Consider the following 21,662-nt stretch of genomic DNA (forward strand, 5'->3'; position numbering starts at 1 on the left):
GCAGGAACATCCCCGCTTCTTCTCATTTCATTTTATTTTTCAAGAGCCTGCTTCAAGTCTTCGATCAGATCTTCCACATCTTCAAGCCCTACGGAAATGCGGACTAATCCATCTGTAATCCCTAACTCTGCACGTCGTTCTGCTGGAATGGATGCGTGTGTCATCCTTGCCGGGACTGAAATCAGACTTTCTACAGCACCGAGGCTTTCTGCCAAAGTGAAGTATTTAGTCTTGCTCAACAATTTATCAGCGTTGTCCTGGCTGCCTACATCAAAGGAGATCATGCCGCCGAAACCTCTTCCCTGCTTCTTGGCAATCTCATGGTTCGGATGAGTCGGCAGGCCTGGATAATAAATCTTTTCAACTGCCGGGTGATCTTTAAGAAATTCAATGATCTGTGCTGTATTGGCTTCATGTTCTTCCATTCGGACTCCGAGAGTTTTAATTCCTCTGATCAATAACCATGAATCTTGAGGTCCAAGAACACCTCCAGTGGAGTTTTGGACGAAATGAAGATCCTGCGCCAATTGTTCGCTATTCACTACCACTAGACCCGCAACGACATCGCTGTGGCCGCCAAGGTATTTAGTCGCACTGTGCAGGACAATATCAGCTCCATTATCGATTGGATTTTGCCAGTATGGAGTGCTGAATGTATTATCGACGATTGTCAATAAGTTATGAGCCTTTGCTATTTTCGCAGCTGCCTCTACATCTGTAACTTTCAATAATGGATTTGTCGGTGTTTCAATATAAACGGCTTTCGTATTGGAGCGGATTTCTTTTTCAATGTTGGCCGGATCGCTTGTATCAACAAATGTAGATGAAATGCCCACTCGATTCAACACCTTGGACATGACCCGGTATGTTCCGCCGTATACATCGTCCGTCATAATGATATGGTCGCCGCTGTTGAACAGCATCATGACCGCTGTGATCGCAGCCATACCAGAGCCAAATGCAAATCCGGCTTTGCCGCCCTCAAGATCCTTGATCAATTCTTCCAATGCGTTGCGTGTTGGATTTCCTGTCCTGGAATATTCATAGCCTTTAAAATTCCCTACACCATCTTGCTTATAGGTGCTGACTTGATAGATTGGAAAAGACACGGCGCCTGTCTGAGGATCATTAGAAATCCCGCCGTGGATTAGTTGTGTTTTTTTGCGCATATTATATCCCGCCTTCATAGATTTTTTTGCTTAAGTATCGTTCGCTTGAATCGGGGAATATCGTGACAATATTTGTTCCCGGTGCTGCCTTTTCCGCTTCAAGAAGAGCTGCATGAAGTGCTGCTCCAGATGAGCTTCCGACCAATAAGCCTTCAAGCGATGCCAGCTCCTTCACTCTTCTGAACGCATCTTCATCTGAGATGGTATGAATTGCATCAAAGTAGGCTGTATTCATATATTGCGGAAGAAATTCCATTCCGATCCCTTCTGTCTTATGGGGGCCTGATTCACCGCCATTCAAAATCGATCCTTCCGGTTCAACAATGACAGTCTTGATTTTCTTGTCCTGGTCCTTCAAGTAATTAGCTGTTCCCATAAATGTACCACCTGTTCCGGCACCAGCCACAAAAAAGTGAACCTGTCCGTCCAGCTGCTCCCAGATCTCAGGCCCAAGGGTCTTATAATACGTCTCCGGATTGGCTGGATTGCCAAACTGCTGAGGACAGTAGGAATCAGGGATTTGTTCAAGAAGCTCCTGCGCTTTGGCGATTGCTCCTTTCATCCCCTCTTCAGTCGGTGTATGGACTATTTTTGCGCCAAGCGCCTTCATAAGCTCCTGTTTCTCTATACTGAATTTTTCGGGCACACAGAAAATCACTTGGATGCCGCTGTTCACAGCTGCTAATGCAAGACCTATCCCCGTATTGCCTGCAGTCGGTTCAATAATCGTTCCGTTTTTAGAAATCTTTCCATTTGAGATTGCTTCCTGAAGAAGCTCTTTCCCCAATCGATCCTTGATGCTTCCACCAGGGTTAAAAAATTCGAGTTTAGCAAAAAGCCTGACACCCTCCGGTAATGGAAATTGCTTGATCTCCATCATCGGAGTACGGCCAATCAACTCATGTATGTTTTGATATACTTGCATATTTCTCCCTACTCCTTTGCCGCTGTTGATTAAGATAATGCCGATACCATTTTCATCACGAGGTTCGCAGAGTTTAATGCGGCAGTTTCCAGGAATTGTTCAAATGATACATCCGATTCTTTTCCTGCGATATCAGATAATGAACGAATCACCACAAATGGAACGTTGAACTGATGTGCTACTTGAGCTATGGCAGCTGCTTCCATTTCAACTGCTTGGAGGTCTTGAAACTTTCCTTTGATATATTCAACACGTACAGGATCATTCATGAAAGAGTCACCCGTTGCGATCAGACCCATCACCACTTGAGCATCGGATGTTTCCTTTGCGGCTTCTTCTGCAGTACCCATTAATTTTGCATCCGCTGCAAACCCTGCAGGCAGCTGTGGCACCTGTCCGTATTCATAGCCAAATGCAGTGACGTCAACATCATGGTGGCGCACCTCATTAGAAATGACGACATCCCCCACGTTTAAGGCAGGATTCAAGCCGCCGGCAGAACCTGTGTTGATGATGGCATCCGGTTTGAATCGCTCTAAAAGAACTGCCGTTGACATAGCAGCATTTACTTTTCCAATACCTGAACGAAGGAGCACCACATCTTTTCCGTCCATCTGGCCGCTTGTATACTCACATCCTGCAATTGTTTCCACTTCAGGATTTGTTATATTGTTCCTTAATAGGGTAACTTCTTCTTCCATTGCTCCGATGATTGCTACTTTCATGAATAAAACCTCTTTCTATTTTTTTATCGCTTCCATTATCCAAACGAAATCATTGCAGCGATTAAATGAAACTTCAAAGCCCGTTTTTTGGGCGATATCAGTCAAAACGGGAATAGTTGTGTAGTATTCCCTTTTAAGATCTTCGGCCAAATTATGAAATCCGTCGCTTTCAGCTTTTTTAATGGCTTCCAGATAAGCCTCTTTTGTTTCATACATCGTATCTGCAAACACTATTTTACCATCAATCTTTAATAGCCTGCCATAGATTGAAAAAGCTTCTAGTTTTTCTTCATCAGTGAGATGGTGAAATGCGTATGTGCTGACGATCGTATCAATATTTTCATCCACCTCGAATTGAATGAAATCCCCATCGATGATTTTCGTCCTGCCCTGAAGTTTTTCTTCTCCAATTGCCCTCATCTCTTTTGAAGGTTCAATTGCAATCACTTTCAGCCCCTTGTCCAGAAGCTTTAATGTCAAATTACCGGTACCCATTCCAAATTCCACTACAGTTCCGTTTGAGCGTTCTGCAACCGCTTCAAGGATGTGATCATAATATTGAAACACCTTTGCATATTCAGCATCATTTCCCGTAACTGAATTATCATAAGAATCTGCCCAATCCTGAAATAATTCCAAAAATTCTCTGCCCATAGATGGTCCGCTCCCTATTAATTTATATAATTCCTATCTGTATAGTATGAATTAAATTAAAAACTGTTCTTACTCTATCACAATCTCACATTTCAATCAACAGAATTGTATCTTGAAAACCTCATGGATGACAGGCTAAAATGTAGCTTAGAGGAGTGAAGGATATGAATATTCATTTTGATATGATTGAGGATAAGGTGGAGTTTTATGAAGCTGCAAGCCTAAAAGGCCTGGAACAGATGGTCAATGAAAAGATCGAGCAGAATAAAGCTATCATGCTGAGTGTGCATCATGTATCCCATAGCGTCCAATTTGGGGATGATGGGAAGAAGCATTATTCTGCTGTGGTCCACTATAAATTAATAAAAGGATGAATCCATTTAAAACCTGGATTCATCCTTTTTTTATTAAGTGTTCATTATTGTAGAGATTTGAGTTCCTGAACTTTTGTCGGCTTCCAGCCTTCGCCGTCCACCCACTGAAGGAATACCCGGTATTTTTGGGTCTGGTCTTTAGAAGCAACAGTCCCGACAGAAGAATCAGGGCTTCCTCCGTTGCCAATGAACCAAACGGTCATGTTGTCCTGCGGGATCCCAGTTGCATAAGAAAGGGCTTTGACCTTTTCATTCCAATCGGGGGTTCCTTCATCATATGATGAAACATGATCACCTGACTGGCTGGTGCCTACTGGACTCCAGTCCGGATTTTCATAAGTCTTGGCTACGTTTGGATCATTGCTGTCATCAGGGACCTCATTTGCTTCGCCCAGATCAGCTGCAGGCTGTTCTTCCTGAGTGTCCTGCTGTTTATTTTCATCGGATGAATCAGCATTTTTATCTCCTGATTCATCTGTATTTGATTGATCACTATTTGCATCTTCGGAATTATTCTGACTGGAGTCATCCGATTCAGATCCAGATGGCTCCGTCGTTTTGGGTTCATGCTGAGATGCCCCCTGCTCTTTGACAGGATCTTTCCCGCCTAAGAAAATTTTGCTTCCTACCACCAAAATCAAAATGATCACTAGGATGATCAATGAATTTAATATAATATTCGTTTTGCGGCGCTTGGCTCTTTGGGAAGAGCGTGAACCGCCAAATGAATTATAGTCTTTAGGCATATCTGTCCCTCCATTTCATTGCCATTATCATACCATGACTTTTCATCCACATGAAGGAATATATCATATTTTCTATTGATTTGGCAGTGCCTCATTTCCTGTTTGTTGATCTTTTTCATAGAGAAATTGGACAATATCAGCAAACATCGGATTTACTCCACCTTCTCCGTCAGCAACATCCAAATTTACAACAGCCAAAGCATATCTTGGCTTTTCAAAAGGGAAATAGCCTGCAAACCATTTATTATATAAATCCCCTTTTCCGGTCTGGGCAGTCCCGGATTTTCCTGCCACATCATATGGAAGCCCATTTAGTGACTTGCCTGTCCCATTCTCTCCTGTGACAACAAGCCTTAAAAGCCTCTGCAGCTTGATTGCTGTATAAGGCGAAATGGTACTTCCATCAAGATCCTTTTCGGGGAATTCAAACATGGCTGTCCCATTTTGATAGTCAATTTCTGAAACGGCACGGGCCATTTTTTTCTCCCCTCCCCTAGCAATCGCTGCCATCATATTGGCAACCGCCAATGGAGTAACACTGACATCCTTTTGGCCAATCCCGGTTTGGGCAATGAAATTTGCGTCACTCTTGTTTTCCTCATTGATGAAAATGGTTCCTTTATCTTCTTCAAATTGGTGAAATCCAGTCACATGATATAGATCGCCCTGCCATCCTGCTCCTCCTATCAACCCTAGTTTTTGTGCGAATGATTCGATAGTGTCCGGGTCTTGCTCCATCAGTTTCTTTGCCGTCTCTCCAAACGTGCGGTTGCAGCTTTGTGAAAAACTTTCATCGAAATTCAGCTTCCCGAGTTCCCTCGATGCTTCCTTCCCGTATAAATCAGTACTGCACTCGAAGAATTCTTTTTCATCTGCCGCGCCTTTTTCAATGGCAGCAGCTGCAATGACGGTTTTAAAAACAGAACCCGGGGTTTCTTGCTTTAACATATAATTGACCGCCCCGCCATTTTTATAAGGATCTTTTTCGCTGCGGTCAGGAAGGGATGCCATCGCAAGGATATCCCCAGTCTTGATATCCAGAAGCACTGCCCCTCCTTTTTTCATACCACGTTTTCTCAATATGTCATCAATCCCCATTTGAATCTCTTGATCAATGGTTGTTTTAATATAGACGGGGTAAAAAGGATTGGCCGGCTCTACATATTTCACCTTGTTGCCGAAAAGCGGCTGTCCTTCCCCATCAACATGATACACCAGCTTTGAGGCCCCGTCAGGAAGGAGGAATTCATCAAACGTTTTCTGCAGTCCTTCTACACCTATTGGAGGGATATCAATATCCTTTCGGTCAGGATATTTACGTTTATAAAGATTATCGTTCTTTGCTGTAAATCCTAATATATCCTCTGCAATATGTGAGCTCACAGCAAATGATTTCTTAACAGCAAACAGCCCGGGAATTTCTAATGAATTGATTTGGTCTTCCTGGCGGCTGTCAAGGACGATGGGGGTCTTCCCTCCAAGCACCATTGGCTTCGAGGCTTTTTGAACTTCCTCCTCCAGTTGTTGGGATGAAATATGTAAAATAGATGCCACTTTTCCTTTATCCCAAACTGTCTTCTTTAAGAAAGGAAAAATGACCACGACAGGCTTCTCTGTAAAGGTAAGCGGATTCCCTTTTCTATCAAGGAATTGCCCTCTGCCGTCATTGATTTCGAGTTCCTGTGTCCTTTGCGACACGGAAGATTCAATCAAGTTGATATGATGATTCGAAAAATTCTCTGTAGCAAATAACTGGATTGAGGACAATCTCCACGTTAGAATTGCCAGTCCTATAAATATTAAGATGCCCAATCCATAAATTCTTTTCCGCCGCACAAAACCACCTCATCACCATTTTTGACTATTCAAGCAAAAAATAGTCAAAAAAAATGTCCAAGCCTTATAGCGGCCTGGACATTTATCAAAAATTATTTAATGTTTGTGATACGTACGGACATTTCTCCGCCCGGAGTCTGGACTGATACCTGGTCATCGACTTTATGGCCGAGAAGGCTTTTGGCAATTGGAGAATCATTCGAGATCTTACCTTCGAAAGGATCTGCTTCTGCACTGCCGACGATTGTATATGTTTCTTCTTCTCCATTAGGAAGTTCAACGAAAGTCACAGATTTACCCAAAGATACGATTCCTGTGACCATTTCATCTTCTTGGATGATTTTAGCGTTTCTGATCATATTCTCTAAAGTAGTGATCCGCCCTTCGACAAATGCCTGCTCCTCTTTCGCTGAATCATATTCAGAGTTCTCGGAAAGGTCGCCGAAGCTGCGGGCAATCTTGATGCGTTCTACAACTTCTTTTCTTTTTACGGATTTTAAGTGCTCCAATTCCTGTTCTAATTTCTCTTTACCTTCTTTAGTCATTGGAAATACTTTTTCTGTACTCAAAACGATTCACTCCTTCTTAGATTAAGAAACCCCCGTTATTCGGTTCCATTATGTAGTAGTATTTCATTGGGATAAATCAGAGCGCGTCCTGTATAAGGGCGCGCATGTTCAGTAAATGATGCATTTACTTCAATATTTTTATCTATGCTATCGTATTACAAAAATGACTTTAGTTCAAGAATTGTTTGAATTTTTGTTACCATCAAGTCAATGGCGACATGGTTATGCCCGCCTTCAGGAATGATGATATCGGCATAGCGCTTCGTCGGTTCGATGAATTGATTATGCATCGGACGGACCACATTGATGTATTGGTCAATGACAGAATCCATTGTGCGTCCACGCTCTTTAATGTCCCGCAGCATACGTCTGATGATGCGAAGATCGGCATCCGTATCTACATATAGCTTAATATCCATTAAGTTGCGCAATCTTTCATCTTCTAATACTAAAATTCCCTCTATAATGATAACATCTTTTGGTTCAACTGTGATTGTTTCATCCGAACGAGTATGGATCGTATAGTCGTAGACAGGCTTCTCTACAGCTTCATAGTTCAAGAGGCTCTTTAAATGTTCAATCAATAGATCATTATCGAATGCAAGCGGATGATCGTAATTGGTCTTCAACCTCTCCTCAAATGGAAGTTCGGATTGGTCCTTGTAATAGTAGTCCTGTTCAATCATAAGAATGGAGTGTCCTGTAAAGTGCTCATAAATGGCTTTTGTGACACTTGTTTTTCCGGAGCCAGATCCGCCGGCTACTCCAATAACGATAGGTTTGTTACGGCTCATTTTTATATATTCTCCTTCCGCATCATGTTATTTGGAAATAACGGCTTATCCGCTTTAAATTTTACAATTTGCAGTGGGTGCCTAGCTGCTTCAAGCTCATTTCCTTTTGCATCCCAAACTTTCCCTACAATCTGTTTGAAGTTTTCAATTTCAGGGCCGAAAAATTCGATCTCATCACCTGGTTTGAAAAAGTTCCGCTGCTGAAGGGTGACTATTTTGGTTTCTTCGTCATAATGAAGCACCAGACCAGCAAAGTCTGTCTTGGTCTGCTTTCCATGTTGGCCAAACATCTGCTCCTGAAAGCCTGGTACGCCTTCAAAAAATGCTGGAGCGGTTTCACGGTTCGCACACTTGTCCAATTCTTCAAGCCATTCCTGTTTGATCTCGAAATTTTCCGGATCAGCGCAGTATGCATCAATGACTTTACGATAGACGCTTACAACTGTTGCCACATAGTGAATGGATTTCATTCTGCCTTCAATCTTTAAACTGTCGATCCCAAGCTCTATCATTCTCGGAATGGACTCGACCAGCTTCAGATCTTTCGGACTCATGGCAAAAGGAGCGTCCTTCTCGCTGAATAATGGCAACTCATCCTCGCCTTCCACTTGGAAGAGATCGTAATCCCAGCGGCATGACTGGCAGCATCCTCCTCTGTTGGAGTCGCGGGCTGTCATATGGTTGCTTAGTGTACAGCGGCCTGAATAGGCAATGCACATCGCACCATGGATGAAGGTTTCAATTTCTATATCGACCTTTTCTTTCATTTCCCGAATTTCGTCCCCGCTCGTTTCCCGTGCAAGAACCACGCGGTCCAGCCCTTCTTCCTTCCAGAACTGCACTGCCTTCCAGTTAGAAAGGGACTGCTGGGTGCTTAGATGCACCTCAACATTCGGAGCGACTCTCCTGCATGTTTCAATGATGAGAGGGTCTGCTACAATGATGCCGGCAACCCCTGCATCCTGCAGCCCTGTCAAATACTCCTCAAGTCCATTCATATTTTCGTTATGTGCATATATATTAGTCGTGACATAGATCTTGGCACCATATTGCTTGGCAAAATCGACTCCTTCTTTCATTTCCTGAAGGGTGAAGTTTCCGGCGTTGGAGCGTAGACCAAATTCCTGTCCACCGATATAAACAGCATCCGCCCCGTAATGAACAGCGATCTTCAGCTTTTCCAAATTGCCTGCTGGGGCCAGCAGCTCCGGCTTCTTAACGATTACCCGTTTGCCATCTATAATCTTTGAAATCTTATCCTGCATCACGGCAGACATTTCATATTCCTCCTTAACAGCTCTTACATATAGGTTCCGAAACCATTCCCGGACAATCTTAAAAGATTGCTGTTCAATAAACTGTTTCTTTAAAGAAGAACCCTGTATCAAGCGGCCTCGTCTTAGGCTGAAGCTGTTCGATTTTCTCCAGCAGACCGTCTTTGACATCCTCGTATTCTTCAGGATCTTTCAACACCAGGTCAATTGCTTTTCTATAAAGCTTTGTCACTTCAACAATATATTCAGGTGAATGCAGCACCCCGTCAATTTTAAATGAATCAATTCCTGCTTCCATCATTTCCTGCAGTTCATCAATGATGCACATATCATTCGGACTCATGATGTGTGTACCATTTTCGTCTTCGAAAATCGGATACTTATTATCACGTTCTTTGTCATACAAAAGCATCCCGGTTTCTTGATGTTGCTTTTCAACCTTCATCGCTTCACCGCGGAATTCGAAATAATTCCCGATGAGTGAACGCTTCGATTGGAACATACAAGTCATTCCATGAACCTGTACTTCAATCTCTACATCTGCATTTTCTTTCATTTCAATGATTGCCTCCATGCTCAACTCCCGAGCCAAGACAGCCCTTTTCGCCCCTCTTCTGCCCCAGTAATTGCAAGTATACCAGTTAGTGGCAGTCGTTTCCGTATTCCAGTGGAGGCGCATTTCCGGCGCGGTTTCCCTTACAGCCATCAATACTGCAGGATCACCGAAAATGATTGAATCTACATGATGATCACGAAGAAAAGCGATATAATCATTCAGTTCGTCAATTTTATCGTTGTGAAAAATCGCGTTCATTGCCACATACAATTTTTTCCCTTTGTCATGAGCAATTTTAACAGCCTCTTTCACATCATTGCGAGAGAATTCTCCAGCAAGTCTGAGACCATAACTTTGTTCCCCGATGACAAAAGCGTCTGCTCCAGCGTCGATTAAGTTTTTCATATTTTCTATACTCGTCGGAGTTACCAGCAGCTCAGGCGTTTTCATTTTCCTCACCTCTTCTAATACTTACAGCCAGTCCATCGCCAACCGGCATAATGGAAGTCAAATAGTCAGGATGCGTCATCAGCCATTCATTGTAGCGTTTGATTTTTGCGACAAGGTTTCTGATGCGCTTGTTTTCGATTTCCTTTTCAGCTACCAATCCTTTGAATAGCACATTATCTGTATAAACACATCCGGCATCTGCCAATTGCTCAGAATACATTTCGAAAAATTTCGTATATTGGCCTTTTGCGGCATCAATAAAAATCGCATCGAATGGACCCATAGTATTTGTGCAAGCAGCTAAGTCGAGGGCATCTCCTTCGAGTACAATCACTCTGTCAGAATAGCCGATTCTTGTAATATACTCTTTTGCAGCTTGAAACCTCTCTGGATCTCTTTCAATTGTGACAATGCTCGCTTCTGGCAATGCATGGGCCATCCTTAATGCTGAGTAGCCTATTGCAGTCCCGATCTCCAGTATCCTTTTAGGCTTTTGGATGCGAAGGATCTGCAGTAAAGCTTCAATCCCCGCCAATTCCATAATCGGTACGTTATTTGCCTCTGCAAATCTTTCCATCTCTTGGAATAAATCCGTTCGATCCGGAATCATGGATTCAATATATTCATTTACTATTTCGTTCAAGTAGAATTTCTCCTTTCAGGCATCACACTGTAATGCTGAGCTCACGAAAAAAGGGCGTCTGGAAATGAATGTGTACATGAAAAGAAGAAAGCCATAGGATACAGCTTTCTACATTCTGTCCTGTCATTATTCTCCATAAAGTCGACGCCCGATATACTTCGGAATGTTCATTCCAGCAGTTTTCGACAAAATAACTTGTATTATTTTAACATAAAAAAAGAAGGAAAGCTAATGGATCTTTCCCTCCAAAATCATAATGATTTAGTTATTACTGGTAATATATTTTGCTTTTTTCTGATTGTGCTCTTCCAGTGTTTTGGAATAATAGAATTCCCCTGTCTTAGTAGCTGCTAAGAAGTAAAGAAAATCAGTCTTTTCCGGGTTCAATGCTGCTTCAATCGACGTATCTCCTGAACTGGCAATCGGCCCTGGCGGAAGCCCGGAATTCTTATACGTATTATATGGAGAGTCAATTTCCAGGTCTTTATAGTAGACCCTTCCTTTATGTTCACCTAAAGCGTATAAGATGGTCGGATCTGTCTGTAAAGGCATTCCCTCATCTATCCGGTTATAGAAGACACTGGAGATTTTATGCCTGTCTGCTTTAGCAGTTGCTTCTTCTTCGATCAGGGAAGCCATCGTCAACACTTTATGGACGGATATTTTTTTCTGTTCCATCTCACCCTGATATTGGTCTAATACAGATTCTGTTTTATCGAGCATTGTGTCGATGACATCATCTACGGATGTTTTCTTTTCATAGAAAGAGTACGTGGCCGGATAAAGATATCCTTCCAGTGGATGCTTGATATCCTTAGCCAGGATATCCTTCTTAAGCAAGTCTGGATGTTCTTTCATCAGTTTTTTAATATAGGCCTGATCATCTAATTTTTTCATGACTTCAGGCTTAGTCGTTCCTGTTTTTTTTGCGATAATGTCAGCGATTTGGTCAATTTGCAATCCTTCAGGAACAGTAATTTTCATTGCTGCTTTCTTCAATACTTTCCCTGTTTTCAAGCTGGTGACGATTTCCTTCAGCGACATGGCGGAAGTAAGATCGTAGCTTCCTGCCTGGAATCCGGATTCATTATTGAGTTTCACATAATATTTAAAGACAGTTGCATTTTTGATAATGTCATTTTTCTCCAAAATTTTCCCGATTGAGGAGACACTGGACCCTATCGGCACTTCTATGGTCTTCGGTGTTTTATCCTGTGGATTCACAGGTCCTAATGCCGATTTGACGTATAGATAGCCGCCAAGTCCGACACCGCCTATGATCAGAATTAATGCAAGACAGATGATAAGGACGATTCTTCGGATCGTTCTTGCTTCACTTTGTCTTTCAATCATTTTATTATGAATGATATTTTTTCCATCTCGATTAGAGTTGAATTGATCTTTATCCATGGTTTTCCCCCTTTAGAACAAAAGTGGGACATTATCGACAAAATTAACGGCACCGATGTTCATTATACTACATTTTTCGCTTTAATCTGCAACAATTATTCAAAGTATTTAGGAAAAAATTTCTTTTTTTATTTAAAAAGTTGCTAACATAAAAAAAGACCTGCGTGTAAACACGCAGGTCTTCTACTAATTGTAACCTTACTCTTGCTCGCCCTCTTCTTCGTCGAGGAATGTTCCGAGCATTTCTTCGATCATATCCCACTCTTCTTCTGTTTCGATCGGCTTTAATTCACCGTCTTGTCCTTCTTCACCAGGTACAAAAGCAGAAGCATGGATTTCGATTTCATCTTCATCGTCTTCTTCTGCACCTATTGGATAGTAGAGTACATAGGATTTTCCGAATTCATCTGAATCAAATGTAAATAATACTTCGCAAAGCATCTCGTTTCCGTTTTCATCAATTACTGTAATATTTTTTTCTCCGTGTTCCATTATTAGTCACCTCATTATTTTTGACTGTCCAGGAATCCTTGCAGAATCATGGAGGCAGCCATCTTATCAATCACTTTTTTCCTTTTCTTGCGGCTCACATCAGCTTCGATCAAAACTCTCTCCGCTGCCATGGTTGTCAGCCTTTCATCCCATAATACAACAGGCAGGCCAAACGCTTCTTTAAGCATTTCCGCATAGGCTATCGACGCTTCACCGCGAGGACCCACTGTATTGTTCATATTTTTCGGGAAGCCTACAACAATCTTACTTACTTCGTGTTCATTTATCAATTCTTTGACACGGTCTAATCCAAATTGTTTCTCTTCTTCGTTGATAGCGATGGTTTCGATGCCCTGGGCAGTCCATCCAAAGGCATCGCTCATCGCCACACCGACTGTCTTAGAGCCGACGTCAAGTCCCATTACTCTCATGTCATCCCTCTTTGTGCTGATGTAAATACGACTTAACCAGTTCTTCGATCATTTCATCGCGCTCCAAGCGGCGAATGATGTTACGCGCATCGTTGTGACGTGGAATATAAGCCGGATCCCCTGATAAAAGGTAGCCCACTATTTGATTGATTGGATTATAGCCCTTTTCCTGCAGCGCTTCATACACTTGAAACAAGACTTCTTTTACATCATGTTCAATCGGTTCTTCAGGAAAATTAAAACGCATCGTTTTGTCAAATGAGCTCATTTTCTGCACCTCACTATATGCTTGTCCTTAAGGCAAGTCAAATTGTCAATCGTTACCTACCATTGTACACCACTTTCAATAGGAATCAAACGGATTTAATCCATTCTTCCGCATATTGAATAGCTGCATCGATTTTTTGCGGGTCTTTTCCTCCAGCCTGAGCCATATCCGGACGGCCGCCGCCGCCGCCTCCGCAAATGGATGCCACTTCTTTCACCAATTTTCCTGCGTGGTAGCCTTTCTTAACAAGATCATCTGTGACACCTGCGATGAAGTTTACTTTTCCTTCACTTACAGCACCGAGAAGGATGATGCCTGACCCGATTTTCTGCTTTAATTCATCAGCCATGGTCCGGAGGTTATTCATATCAGATGCATTTACCTTGCTCGCAAGGACCTTCACCCCATCGATGTCTTTCACTTGATCTAATATGCTGCCTGCTTCAATGTTGGACAGCTTCGCAGATAATGATTCATTTTCTCTTTGAACTTCCTTGAGCTCTGCCAAAAGACTGTCAATCCGGCTCAATGCATCCTTTGGATTTGTTTTTAATTTGGAAGCCACTTCCCCAAGGAGCTGAATTCCTTCATTCATTTGTTTATAAGCCCATTCGCCAGTGACTGCTTCAATCCTTCTTGTACCTGCACCAATACCGCTCTCGGATACAATTTTAAATAATCCGATGACTGATGTATTGGAAACATGGCATCCACCACAAAGCTCAATGCTGTAGTCCCCTACAGAAACGACGCGTACGATATCCCCGTACTTTTCGCCGAACAATGCCATTGCTCCCATTTCTTTTGCTTCTGCAATCCCTTTATTTTCAATTTTCACAGGGATGCTTGCCCAGATCTTTTCATTGACGATTCTTTCAATTTCCTTCAGTTCTTCTTCTTTAATCTGCCCGAAATGAGAGAAGTCAAATCGCAGTCTGGACGATTCCACTAATGAACCTGCCTGGTTTACATGTGTACCAAGGACATCCTTCAAGGCTTGGTGCAGCAAATGTGTTGCAGTATGGTTCTTAATGACTTTGCTTCTTGAACCTTCGTCCACAATGGCCGTTACGGAAGCTCCACTGATCAGCGTGCCTTCAACGACTTTAGCGTTATGAAGGTTTTGTCCATTCGGTGCTTTTTGGACATCTTTCACTTCTACTCTAAATCCGTCGCCGAGAAGAAGCCCCTTATCCGCAATCTGTCCGCCGCTTTCTGCATAAAATGGTGTTTGATCCAGGATGAATTGAATGTCTTCCCCTGCCTCTGCACTCTCTGCAAATTCACCATTTTTCAGAAGGACAGCCACTTTTGCAGTAGTTTGAAGCACGTCATAGCCGACAAACTTGCTTTCTGTCTTCACATCACCGATGACTCCGCCTTGAACTTGCATGGAATCAACATCCTGCCTTGCAGAACGTGCGCGTTCACGCTGCTTCTCCATTTCACTTTCGAATCCGCCGTGGTCGACTTTCATGTTTTCTTCCTCTGCGTATTCTTCTGTCAGCTCAACCGGGAATCCATAAGTGTCGTAAAGACGGAACACATCTGCACCGTTGATTGTATCCGATCCTGCTGCTTTTGCTTTTTGGATGACAGAAGATAGGATAGCCAATCCTTCATTCAATGTTTCATGGAAACGATCTTCTTCGTTTTTCACGACTTTTTGGATGAAATCGATTTTTTCTTTTACCTGCGGATAGAAATCCACCATGATTTCGGATACAACCGGAACAAGTTCATACATGAATGGACGATTGATGCCGATTTGTTTTGCGTATCTAACAGCACGGCGCAGCAATCTTCTTAATACATAGCCTCTGCCTTCATTGGAAGGCAGCGCTCCGTCGCCGACAGCAAATGATACGGTCCTGATGTGATCCGCAATGACTTTGAATGCTTCATCTTGTTCTTTTGATTCACCATAAGACTTGCCTGAGATTTTTTCGGTTGCCTTGATGATCGGCATGAAAAGATCAGTATCGAAGTTCGTTGGGACATTTTGAACGACGCAAGCCATTCTTTCAAGACCCATTCCAGTATCGATATTTTTCTTAGGAAGCGGAGTATACGTTCCATCTGGATTGTGGTTGAACTGTGAAAATACGAGATTCCATATTTCTAAATATCGCTCGTTTTCCCCGCCTGGATATAGCTCTGGATCCGTCGGGTCATCACCGTATTCAGGGCCCCTGTCATAGAAAATCTCGGTATTCGGTCCACTTGGCCCTTCACCGATATCCCAGAAGTTCCCTTCAAGACGAATGATTCTCTCTTCAGGTATGCCGATTTTTTCTTTCCAAAGATCATAAGCTTCATGATCTTCAGGATGAATGGTCACAGAAAGCTTTTCAGGGTCAAAGGCGATCCAATCTTTGCTTGTAAGGAATTCCCAAGCCCATACCATTGATTCCTCTTTAAAATAATCGCCGATGGAGAAATTCCCGAGCATTTCAAAGAAAGTATGGTGGCGGGCAGTCTTCCCGACGTTCTCAATGTCATTTGTACGGATGGATTTTTGTGCATTTACAATTCTCGGGTTTTCAGGCACTACCCGTCCATCGAAATATTTCTTCAAAGTCGCTACACCAGAGTTGATCCAAAGCAATGATGGATCCTCGTGCGGGACAAGCGAGGCACTTGGTTCGATCCGATGTCCTTTTTCTTCAAAAAAATCTAAAAACATTCTTCTGATTTGTGCACCTGTTAAATTCTTCATTCTTTTCCCTCCAATATGATTAAAATCATTTTTAGAAAACACAAAAAGCCCCCATCCCTATGGCAGGGACGAGAGCACTCGCGGTACCACCCTGATTCGGATGCAGCTTTTGCCTTTTGCATCCATCTCTTTCAAACCTTAACGCGGTGAACGACAGTGATTAGCTGTACTCCGGACTAGCGTTCTGCTATTCTTCACCTGGAATTCCTTTCAGCCTTGGAAATTCCTCTCTGGCGCCATAAGCTAGGTGGGCTATAACATACTCGATCCATCTATGTTTTCTTCTTTATGTATCTATGTCGAATTATAGAAAGTTAAACACCTTTTGTCAATTCTCACTCGAAGAAGATTTGGGGAAATGTGTTTTTGCATGAATAAGGGCTACCTTTAAAACTGCTAGGATTGGGACAGCCAAAAGCATTCCAATGACACCTGCTGCTTCTCCTCCGATCACAAGGGCTGCAATGATGAATAATGGATGCATGTGAAGGCTCTTGCCTACGATTAACGGCGAAAGGATATTCCCCTCAATAAATTGGAGAACCACGATCAAGATGAGAACATAAATCACCGATTTGATGGAAATCGATGCCGCAATGAGCAAAGCAGGTATAGCGCCAATTACTGGACCAAAGTACGGAATGACGTTTGTGATGCCAATGACAATGCCAAGCAATACGGGATAATGGATGCCGAGAAACCATAATACAGCAGTAGAAATGGCGCCTATTGCAAGGCAAACGATGAATTGCCCTCGAATGTATCCCCCGAGTGAATCATTGACATCCCTTAAAAAACGAATGCCTTGCATCCTCCATTTCCTCGGCGTTAAATACCAGCACATTCTCTTTACTTTGTTAATATCTTTCAAGAAGTAAAATGAGATGAACGGAATAACTGCCAAAATGAACATCATATTGATGATTTTAAGCAAAAGGTCTACGACATAGCCCAGGAAATCCTTTGTCCATTGTTCAAATGCCTGCATCTGCTCATTTATTTGCTGCTGGACACCGTCCGGCCAGCGCGAAGTGGAGTTCTGCAGATGTGTATTCCAGTGTTTGTATTGATCTGCAAACATCGGGATGTTATCAGAGAGTTCTCTCAACTGAACAATCAATAGAGGAACTCCTTTATATAGCCCATAGCCGGCTGCACCGAAAAAAATACAGTAAATCATCATGATGGCTATTCCCCTATGAATGCCGGCACTGTGTATTCTTTCAATGATAGGGTGAAGGAGGTAGGCGATGAAGCCTCCGATAAAGAAGGGAATGAAAGTAAGGAATAAGATATGCCATACCGGAAACCAGACTCCTTTTAAAAGATAGATGACATATAATAACAGCAATACTAGCAATATCAATGTTAATCGCTGAATCCATTTCCCGATTCCAGAAGACACAATACTTCCCTCCCTGCTTCTCAGTTTTCCAATTCCAGCAATTTTCATTCAAAAAAGGGACAGTGAACTATTCACTATCCCTTTGACTTTTATCTGAATGTTTTCATCATTCTTTTTCTCATTTTCTTCCACTGTCTGCCGCCTATTACGTTTTGCCTCTGAGAATAAACCGCAGCAGCAATACCGGCGCCAAATCCGATGAGTGAGGTCATCGTTTTATTCAAAACAATCACCTCTTTCTATAACTGAATTTAACTTAATTGTCGTTCATCTTCGGCGAACAGATCATCCAATGAACTTAACGTTCCATCCTCTTCTACTTGATGAGTATGGATGAGTCCTTTCGCAATTGAAAGCTCAATAAAGCAATTCCAGCAGTAATATTGATTAATACCGATTTTCCCCAAGTCCTTGCTCTGGCAATTTGGACATTTCATCATAGGGCAAGCCACCTCGCATGTAATCTGTCGAGACGATGATGGAATCTTTACCTATTAATGGGGGAACAGGTGTCGAAATGACCCTTTTTCCTTCTATGATGTCAGCAAAGAAACCATCTGTAAGCTCGTACCCTACGATTGTGCCCAATTTTTCCAGAAAATATACATCTTCCAGCTCTCCAAGGCATTCCCCTTCCATCGACAGGGTTTTCCTCCCGATGAGGGGCTGATGATGGAGAAGCGTGTATTCCCCATCTTCTCCATTCCCTCGCTGCAAATGTTCTTTGCTGTCGATCAGGATTCCATCAGGGCCGATAGCGATGACAGACTCAATCGGCAATCGATATTTTTTTGGGAACAGCCCTTTCGCTTTCATTGCTATGCCAGTTACACGCCCGTGTTCAGAAATGTAGATATCGCAGACACAGCCTGCTTGTTCGCCGTTCGTTAAAAAAACTGCGAGTCCGTTGATCAACGAAAATGTTCGCAAAAGTATCCCCACCTTCCGAACATTCCTATTGTTCCCGAATCGAAAGGTTTCATAAACAGTAGACTTTTCCAATAAGGATTAATAAAAAAAGCAGGGAAATCATTTTTTCATTGATTTCCCCGCTTATGATTAAGCTGATTTCTTAAGATTTCTGTAGGAGCTTCTGGACATTAGCGTTTTATCCAGCCTATGTGCCATCAATCCACCCAAAACGGAAAGGATGATGTCTTTTGGCAGTGGAACCATCATCCACGCCCATGCCATTTTGTATGTGAATCCATCTGGAGCTGATGCCCAAAGTTTATAGGCGCCATACATCCAGTTTGTTCCGAAAAGGTAATTGATGGCCATTCCAATCAGTGCTGCAGTGATATATACTGGGACGGAATTTTTCTTTTCAATGATTTTTCCTGTTGCATAAGCCGTCATGATATAAGATATGATAAATCCAAATGTCGGGCTTAAGATGTTTGAAAATCCTCCGCTGAACTGCGCGAAGACCGGAACACCCGCAAGTCCCACCAATGCATAGACAATCATGGCTATTGCTCCAAGGCGGCTTCCGAGGATGGCTCCAGCCAATATGGCAAAAAACGTCTGCAGTGTGATCGGGACCCCGCCGACTACCATGAATGGAACCATTGTTGTAATGTTCGCTCCGATTGCCATTAAGGCTACAAACATTGCTGCTAGTGTTAAATCAATTGGTTTTAGTTTTTTGTTCATATGTATCCCCCATGTCAAATGTTCTTCATTTATAGAATATCCTCATCCTTAAATATATGTCAACATTTTTAGTTGACTAGTTGACATATATGTTTAAGTTCACAAAAAAAGAAGACCATCTAAGGTCCTCTTCGGTAAATATCAATTATTACACTTTTCACAAAAAGTCATATGGGGAGATGTCTTCCATCCCGATCATTGGATTGATCTGATGGATGTTTGCTTCTGTGAGGGTTTGGGATTCATCACTTTTTACAGCGGATTGGACTTCATCTGTATCTGCTGCTTTTAAACGGCGGCATAGGGTTGTCCTCCGTTTTTGGTCATCTTCCCTTTCGACACCCATCCGGAAAGCATCTTCTTCGCCCAACAATATCAAGAATTTCTTGCTCCTGGTAATGGCCGTATATAACAGGTTTCTTCTCAGCATTCGGTAATAGCTTTTGACAACCGGCAAAATAACGATGGGAAATTCGCTCCCTTGGGACTTATGGATGGAGCAGCAGTATGCATGAGTGATTTGATTCATCTCCTGCTTTGTATAGGTCACTTCTGTCCCTTCATATGAAACGATGATCATCTCTTGCTTCTCTACATTTTCTTTAGAAGTAAAAATGGAAATGATCTCCCCTATATCGCCATTGAACACATTTTTCTCAGGCTGATTGACGAGCTGCAGGACTTTATCTCCTATTCGAAACTTTACATTCCCATAAGAGAGTTCTTTCCTTGTACCCTTTTCATCTCCATTTAATATCTCCTGCAATAAGGCGTTCAAGCTGTCAATCCCAGCCGGCCCCCGATACATAGGAGCCAAGACTTGAATGTCCTTGGCGGTAAAGCCTTTTGTCACCGCATTCTGCACGACTTTCTCAACCACTTGGGTGATCTGTCCTGAACTGCAAGCAATAAACGAGCGGTCAGGCTGCTGCTTTCTTACATCAGCGGGCACATGGCCGTTTTTAATCTCATGGGCCAATTCAATGATCGAGGAGCCTTCAGCCTGCCGGTAGATATCCGTCAGCCTGACTGTCGGAATTACCTTCGAAGCTAACAGGTCCTTCAACACTTGTCCCGGACCGACTGAGGGCAGCTGATCTTCGTCACCCACCATGACTACTTGAATATGTTCCGGAAGAGCTTTAAACAGCTGGTGGGCAAGCCATGTATCGACCATCGACATTTCGTCTATGATTAAAAACTTTCCCTCGATTTCCTTTTCATCATCTGCTTGAAAGCCCTCCTGTCCATTCCAGCCAAGAAGGCGATGGATAGTCACAGCAGGGAGCCCGGTCGACTCGGTCATTCGCTTTGCAGCTCTTCCAGTAGGAGCGGCAAGAAGAATGGGAAACGGCTCCTCCTTCTTATATTGAGAAGGATCCAGCGAACAGCCATGCAGTTCTGCATACAGCTCTACGATTCCTTTGATGACAGTCGTTTTCCCGGTACCCGGACCTCCTGTCAAAAGCAGCATCGGAGACATCAATGCCTGGCTTATGGCTTCTTTCTGCGATGGTGCATATTGAACCCCCAGCCGCTCCTCCAACTCCCCGAGAGCAAGCAAAAACTCTGACTGAGGAAACTGATCTTCATATTCATCCTGCGCAAGGATTCTTTGAATGCTGGTCACCAGGCCTTTTTCAGAAAAATAAAGGGATGGAAGATAGATGCGCTGTTCCTCGATCATCAATTTGCTCTCTTCGTTCAACTGGACAATTTCATTGGAAATCGCATCAAAAGGAATTTCGACGCTCTGATTTTCTTCCAGCAAAGCTTTCACTTTTTGCAATAAATCCCTGGCTTCAAGATACACATGCCCGTCCTGGATGCACTGCTGTTCCGTAACATAAAGTACTCCTGCTTTTATCCGGTCCGGATGGCTGCCATGGATGCCGATTTTACTTCCCAATTCATCAGCACGCCCGAAACCGATTCCTTCAATATCCTCTACGAGCTGATAAGGATTTTTTTCGATGATCTCCAACGCATTCTCTTTATAGACCTGGTAGATTTTCATAGAAAGCTGTGGTCCAAATCCGTATGTATTAAGGCCGACCATGATCTGTTCGAGCCCTTGATGCTCGACTAGCGTATCATAAATGGTCTTTGCTTTTTCCGGGGCGAGCTTAGGGATTGAATCCAATATGGAAGGCTGCTCCAATATTTTACTGATTGCATTTTCACCCAGCTCTGAAACGATCTTTTCTGCCGTTTTAGCACCGATTCCTTTAAAAAGTTCACTTGATAGATAATTGATGATCCCTTCTTTTGTCTGGGGCATCACTTTTTTAAAATGCTGTACATGGAATTGGGGGCCGAACTTTGGATGTTCCTTTACATCTCCATAAAAAACATAAGTTTCCTCTTCGTGGATCCTTGGAAAATAGCCGGTGATGACAGCCTCTTTATCGCTGTCCTGAAGGTTTGTTTCATCCACACGGATCCTTACGACAGAGTACAGGTTCTGCTCATTGTGGAATATCGTCACAATATGCCGCCCTTTAATATATCGCTCGTCTTCAGAAAATAAGTCCATATGACCTTGCCGGCTCATAGGTTTCACCCC

23 protein-coding genes are annotated in these 21,662 nt (G+C 42.8%); 1 reads left to right on the forward strand and 22 read right to left on the reverse strand.

Annotated features, from left to right (window positions below):
- Positions 1 to 32 precede the first annotated feature (32 nt).
- From DFR59_RS07205 to DFR59_RS07220, 4 genes are read right to left on the reverse strand one after another with little or no spacing between them, the layout of a single operon-like run.
- Positions 33 to 1,169, reverse strand: coding sequence for a bifunctional cystathionine gamma-lyase/homocysteine desulfhydrase (locus DFR59_RS07205; protein ID WP_114744959.1), 1,137 nt, complete (start codon positions 1,167 to 1,169; stop codon positions 33 to 35).
- 1 nt (position 1,170) lies between these two features.
- Positions 1,171 to 2,094, reverse strand: a complete 924-nt coding sequence (locus DFR59_RS07210) for a PLP-dependent cysteine synthase family protein (RefSeq protein WP_114744960.1) — start codon at positions 2,092 to 2,094, stop codon at positions 1,171 to 1,173.
- A gap of 29 nt (positions 2,095 to 2,123) precedes the next feature.
- Positions 2,124 to 2,819, reverse strand: a complete 696-nt coding sequence (mtnN, locus tag DFR59_RS07215) for a 5'-methylthioadenosine/S-adenosylhomocysteine nucleosidase (protein WP_114744961.1) — start codon at positions 2,817 to 2,819, stop codon at positions 2,124 to 2,126.
- 15 nt (positions 2,820 to 2,834) lie between these two features.
- Entirely contained in the window at positions 2,835 to 3,473 is a 639-nt protein-coding gene (locus DFR59_RS07220) for a class I SAM-dependent methyltransferase (protein WP_114744962.1), read from the reverse strand.
- A 164-nt stretch (positions 3,474 to 3,637) separates the two neighbouring features.
- On the opposite strand from DFR59_RS07220, the gene DFR59_RS07225 reads away from it, so the two are divergent.
- Positions 3,638 to 3,847, forward strand: coding sequence for a DUF2536 family protein (locus DFR59_RS07225; RefSeq protein ID WP_114744963.1), 210 nt, complete (start codon positions 3,638 to 3,640; stop codon positions 3,845 to 3,847).
- 44 nt (positions 3,848 to 3,891) lie between these two features.
- On the opposite strand, the gene DFR59_RS07230 is transcribed toward DFR59_RS07225, so the two are convergent.
- The 18 genes from DFR59_RS07230 to recD2 all read right to left on the reverse strand — a co-directional run bounded on the left by DFR59_RS07230 (position 3,892) and on the right by recD2 (position 21,650).
- Positions 3,892 to 4,593, reverse strand: coding sequence for a YrrS family protein (locus tag DFR59_RS07230; protein ID WP_114744964.1), 702 nt, complete (start codon positions 4,591 to 4,593; stop codon positions 3,892 to 3,894).
- 72 nt (positions 4,594 to 4,665) lie between these two features.
- Positions 4,666 to 6,429: a peptidoglycan D,D-transpeptidase FtsI family protein gene (locus DFR59_RS07235; RefSeq protein WP_114744965.1), complete on the reverse strand. Its 1,764-nt coding sequence runs from the start codon at positions 6,427 to 6,429 to the stop codon at positions 4,666 to 4,668.
- A gap of 92 nt (positions 6,430 to 6,521) precedes the next feature.
- The gene (gene greA, locus DFR59_RS07240) at positions 6,522 to 6,998 is read right to left on the reverse strand and encodes a transcription elongation factor GreA (RefSeq protein ID WP_114744966.1); all 477 of its coding nucleotides are present in this window, start codon (positions 6,996 to 6,998) and stop codon (positions 6,522 to 6,524) included.
- Between the two features lie 155 nt (positions 6,999 to 7,153).
- The gene (udk, locus tag DFR59_RS07245) at positions 7,154 to 7,792 is read right to left on the reverse strand and encodes a uridine kinase (RefSeq protein WP_114744967.1); all 639 of its coding nucleotides are present in this window, start codon (positions 7,790 to 7,792) and stop codon (positions 7,154 to 7,156) included.
- Positions 7,793 to 7,794: 2 nt separating this feature from the next.
- Positions 7,795 to 9,069, reverse strand: a complete 1,275-nt coding sequence (locus DFR59_RS07250; protein WP_114744968.1) for a peptidase U32 family protein — start codon at positions 9,067 to 9,069, stop codon at positions 7,795 to 7,797.
- 73 nt (positions 9,070 to 9,142) lie between these two features.
- Positions 9,143 to 10,072, reverse strand: a complete 930-nt coding sequence (locus DFR59_RS07255) for a peptidase U32 family protein (RefSeq protein ID WP_114744969.1) — start codon at positions 10,070 to 10,072, stop codon at positions 9,143 to 9,145.
- Positions 10,059 to 10,715: an O-methyltransferase gene (locus tag DFR59_RS07260; RefSeq protein WP_245948407.1), complete on the reverse strand. Its 657-nt coding sequence runs from the start codon at positions 10,713 to 10,715 to the stop codon at positions 10,059 to 10,061. The genes DFR59_RS07255 and DFR59_RS07260 overlap by 14 nt, the downstream gene beginning before the upstream one ends.
- Before the next feature lie 261 nt (positions 10,716 to 10,976).
- The gene (gene mltG, locus DFR59_RS07265; RefSeq protein ID WP_114744970.1) at positions 10,977 to 12,125 is read right to left on the reverse strand and encodes an endolytic transglycosylase MltG; all 1,149 of its coding nucleotides are present in this window, start codon (positions 12,123 to 12,125) and stop codon (positions 10,977 to 10,979) included.
- 198 nt (positions 12,126 to 12,323) lie between these two features.
- Positions 12,324 to 12,617, reverse strand: a complete 294-nt coding sequence (locus DFR59_RS07270) for a DUF1292 domain-containing protein (RefSeq protein WP_114744971.1) — start codon at positions 12,615 to 12,617, stop codon at positions 12,324 to 12,326.
- A 14-nt stretch (positions 12,618 to 12,631) separates the two neighbouring features.
- Positions 12,632 to 13,048, reverse strand: a complete 417-nt coding sequence (ruvX, locus tag DFR59_RS07275; protein WP_114744972.1) for a Holliday junction resolvase RuvX — start codon at positions 13,046 to 13,048, stop codon at positions 12,632 to 12,634.
- Between the two features lies 1 nt (position 13,049).
- Positions 13,050 to 13,316: an IreB family regulatory phosphoprotein gene (locus DFR59_RS07280; RefSeq protein ID WP_114744973.1), complete on the reverse strand. Its 267-nt coding sequence runs from the start codon at positions 13,314 to 13,316 to the stop codon at positions 13,050 to 13,052.
- Positions 13,317 to 13,401: 85 nt separating this feature from the next.
- Entirely contained in the window at positions 13,402 to 16,035 is a 2,634-nt protein-coding gene (gene alaS, locus DFR59_RS07285; RefSeq protein ID WP_114745262.1) for an alanine--tRNA ligase, read from the reverse strand.
- Between the two features lie 328 nt (positions 16,036 to 16,363).
- Positions 16,364 to 17,440, reverse strand: coding sequence for an AI-2E family transporter (locus DFR59_RS07290; protein WP_245948408.1), 1,077 nt, complete (start codon positions 17,438 to 17,440; stop codon positions 16,364 to 16,366).
- A gap of 89 nt (positions 17,441 to 17,529) precedes the next feature.
- Positions 17,530 to 17,664 carry a YrzQ family protein gene (locus tag DFR59_RS07295; protein ID WP_425454699.1) on the reverse strand — a complete coding sequence of 45 codons (135 nt, stop codon included), beginning with the start codon at positions 17,662 to 17,664 and terminating at the stop codon, positions 17,530 to 17,532.
- 27 nt (positions 17,665 to 17,691) lie between these two features.
- Positions 17,692 to 17,880, reverse strand: coding sequence for a hypothetical protein (locus DFR59_RS07300; protein ID WP_114744976.1), 189 nt, complete (start codon positions 17,878 to 17,880; stop codon positions 17,692 to 17,694).
- Positions 17,828 to 18,370, reverse strand: coding sequence for a PRC-barrel domain-containing protein (locus DFR59_RS07305; protein ID WP_114744977.1), 543 nt, complete (start codon positions 18,368 to 18,370; stop codon positions 17,828 to 17,830). Before DFR59_RS07305 ends, DFR59_RS07300 begins: the two co-directional genes overlap by 53 nt.
- A 129-nt stretch (positions 18,371 to 18,499) precedes the next feature.
- Positions 18,500 to 19,096 (reverse strand): biotin transporter BioY, encoded by a 597-nt coding sequence (locus DFR59_RS07310; RefSeq protein ID WP_114744978.1) that lies wholly within the window; start codon positions 19,094 to 19,096, stop codon positions 18,500 to 18,502.
- A gap of 157 nt (positions 19,097 to 19,253) precedes the next feature.
- Positions 19,254 to 21,650, reverse strand: coding sequence for an SF1B family DNA helicase RecD2 (gene recD2, locus DFR59_RS07315; protein ID WP_114744979.1), 2,397 nt, complete (start codon positions 21,648 to 21,650; stop codon positions 19,254 to 19,256).
- Between the last annotated feature and the right edge of the window lie 12 nt (positions 21,651 to 21,662).

This window comes from Falsibacillus pallidus (assembly GCF_003350505.1).
GTDB classification, from domain to species: Bacteria; Bacillota; Bacilli; order Bacillales; family DSM-25281; genus Falsibacillus; species Falsibacillus pallidus.

What these genes read in the sequence shown, in the direction of transcription:
- recD2 (WP_114744979.1), bottom strand. Translation starts at nt 21,650, where the DNA reads ATGAGCCGGCAAGGTCATATGGACTTATTTTCTGAAGACGAGCGATAT.
- DFR59_RS07205 (WP_114744959.1), bottom strand. Translation starts at nt 1,169, where the DNA reads ATGCGCAAAAAAACACAACTAATCCACGGCGGGATTTCTAATGATCCT.
- ruvX (WP_114744972.1), bottom strand. Translation starts at nt 13,048, where the DNA reads ATGAGAGTAATGGGACTTGACGTCGGCTCTAAGACAGTCGGTGTGGCG.
- alaS (WP_114745262.1), bottom strand. Translation starts at nt 16,035, where the DNA reads ATGAAGAATTTAACAGGTGCACAAATCAGAAGAATGTTTTTAGATTTT.
- mltG (WP_114744970.1), bottom strand. Translation starts at nt 12,125, where the DNA reads ATGGATAAAGATCAATTCAACTCTAATCGAGATGGAAAAAATATCATT.
- DFR59_RS07250 (WP_114744968.1), bottom strand. Translation starts at nt 9,069, where the DNA reads ATGTCTGCCGTGATGCAGGATAAGATTTCAAAGATTATAGATGGCAAA.
- DFR59_RS07310 (WP_114744978.1), bottom strand. Translation starts at nt 19,096, where the DNA reads ATGAACAAAAAACTAAAACCAATTGATTTAACACTAGCAGCAATGTTT.
- DFR59_RS07270 (WP_114744971.1), bottom strand. Translation starts at nt 12,617, where the DNA reads ATGGAACACGGAGAAAAAAATATTACAGTAATTGATGAAAACGGAAAC.
- DFR59_RS07230 (WP_114744964.1), bottom strand. Translation starts at nt 4,593, where the DNA reads ATGCCTAAAGACTATAATTCATTTGGCGGTTCACGCTCTTCCCAAAGA.
- DFR59_RS07220 (WP_114744962.1), bottom strand. Translation starts at nt 3,473, where the DNA reads ATGGGCAGAGAATTTTTGGAATTATTTCAGGATTGGGCAGATTCTTAT.
- mtnN (WP_114744961.1), bottom strand. Translation starts at nt 2,819, where the DNA reads ATGAAAGTAGCAATCATCGGAGCAATGGAAGAAGAAGTTACCCTATTA.
- DFR59_RS07300 (WP_114744976.1), bottom strand. Translation starts at nt 17,880, where the DNA reads ATGATGAAATGTCCAAATTGCCAGAGCAAGGACTTGGGGAAAATCGGT.
- DFR59_RS07210 (WP_114744960.1), bottom strand. Translation starts at nt 2,094, where the DNA reads ATGCAAGTATATCAAAACATACATGAGTTGATTGGCCGTACTCCGATG.
- DFR59_RS07255 (WP_114744969.1), bottom strand. Translation starts at nt 10,072, where the DNA reads ATGAAAACGCCTGAGCTGCTGGTAACTCCGACGAGTATAGAAAATATG.
- DFR59_RS07280 (WP_114744973.1), bottom strand. Translation starts at nt 13,316, where the DNA reads ATGAGCTCATTTGACAAAACGATGCGTTTTAATTTTCCTGAAGAACCG.
- DFR59_RS07225 (WP_114744963.1), top strand. Translation starts at nt 3,638, where the DNA reads ATGAATATTCATTTTGATATGATTGAGGATAAGGTGGAGTTTTATGAA.
- udk (WP_114744967.1), bottom strand. Translation starts at nt 7,792, where the DNA reads ATGAGCCGTAACAAACCTATCGTTATTGGAGTAGCCGGCGGATCTGGC.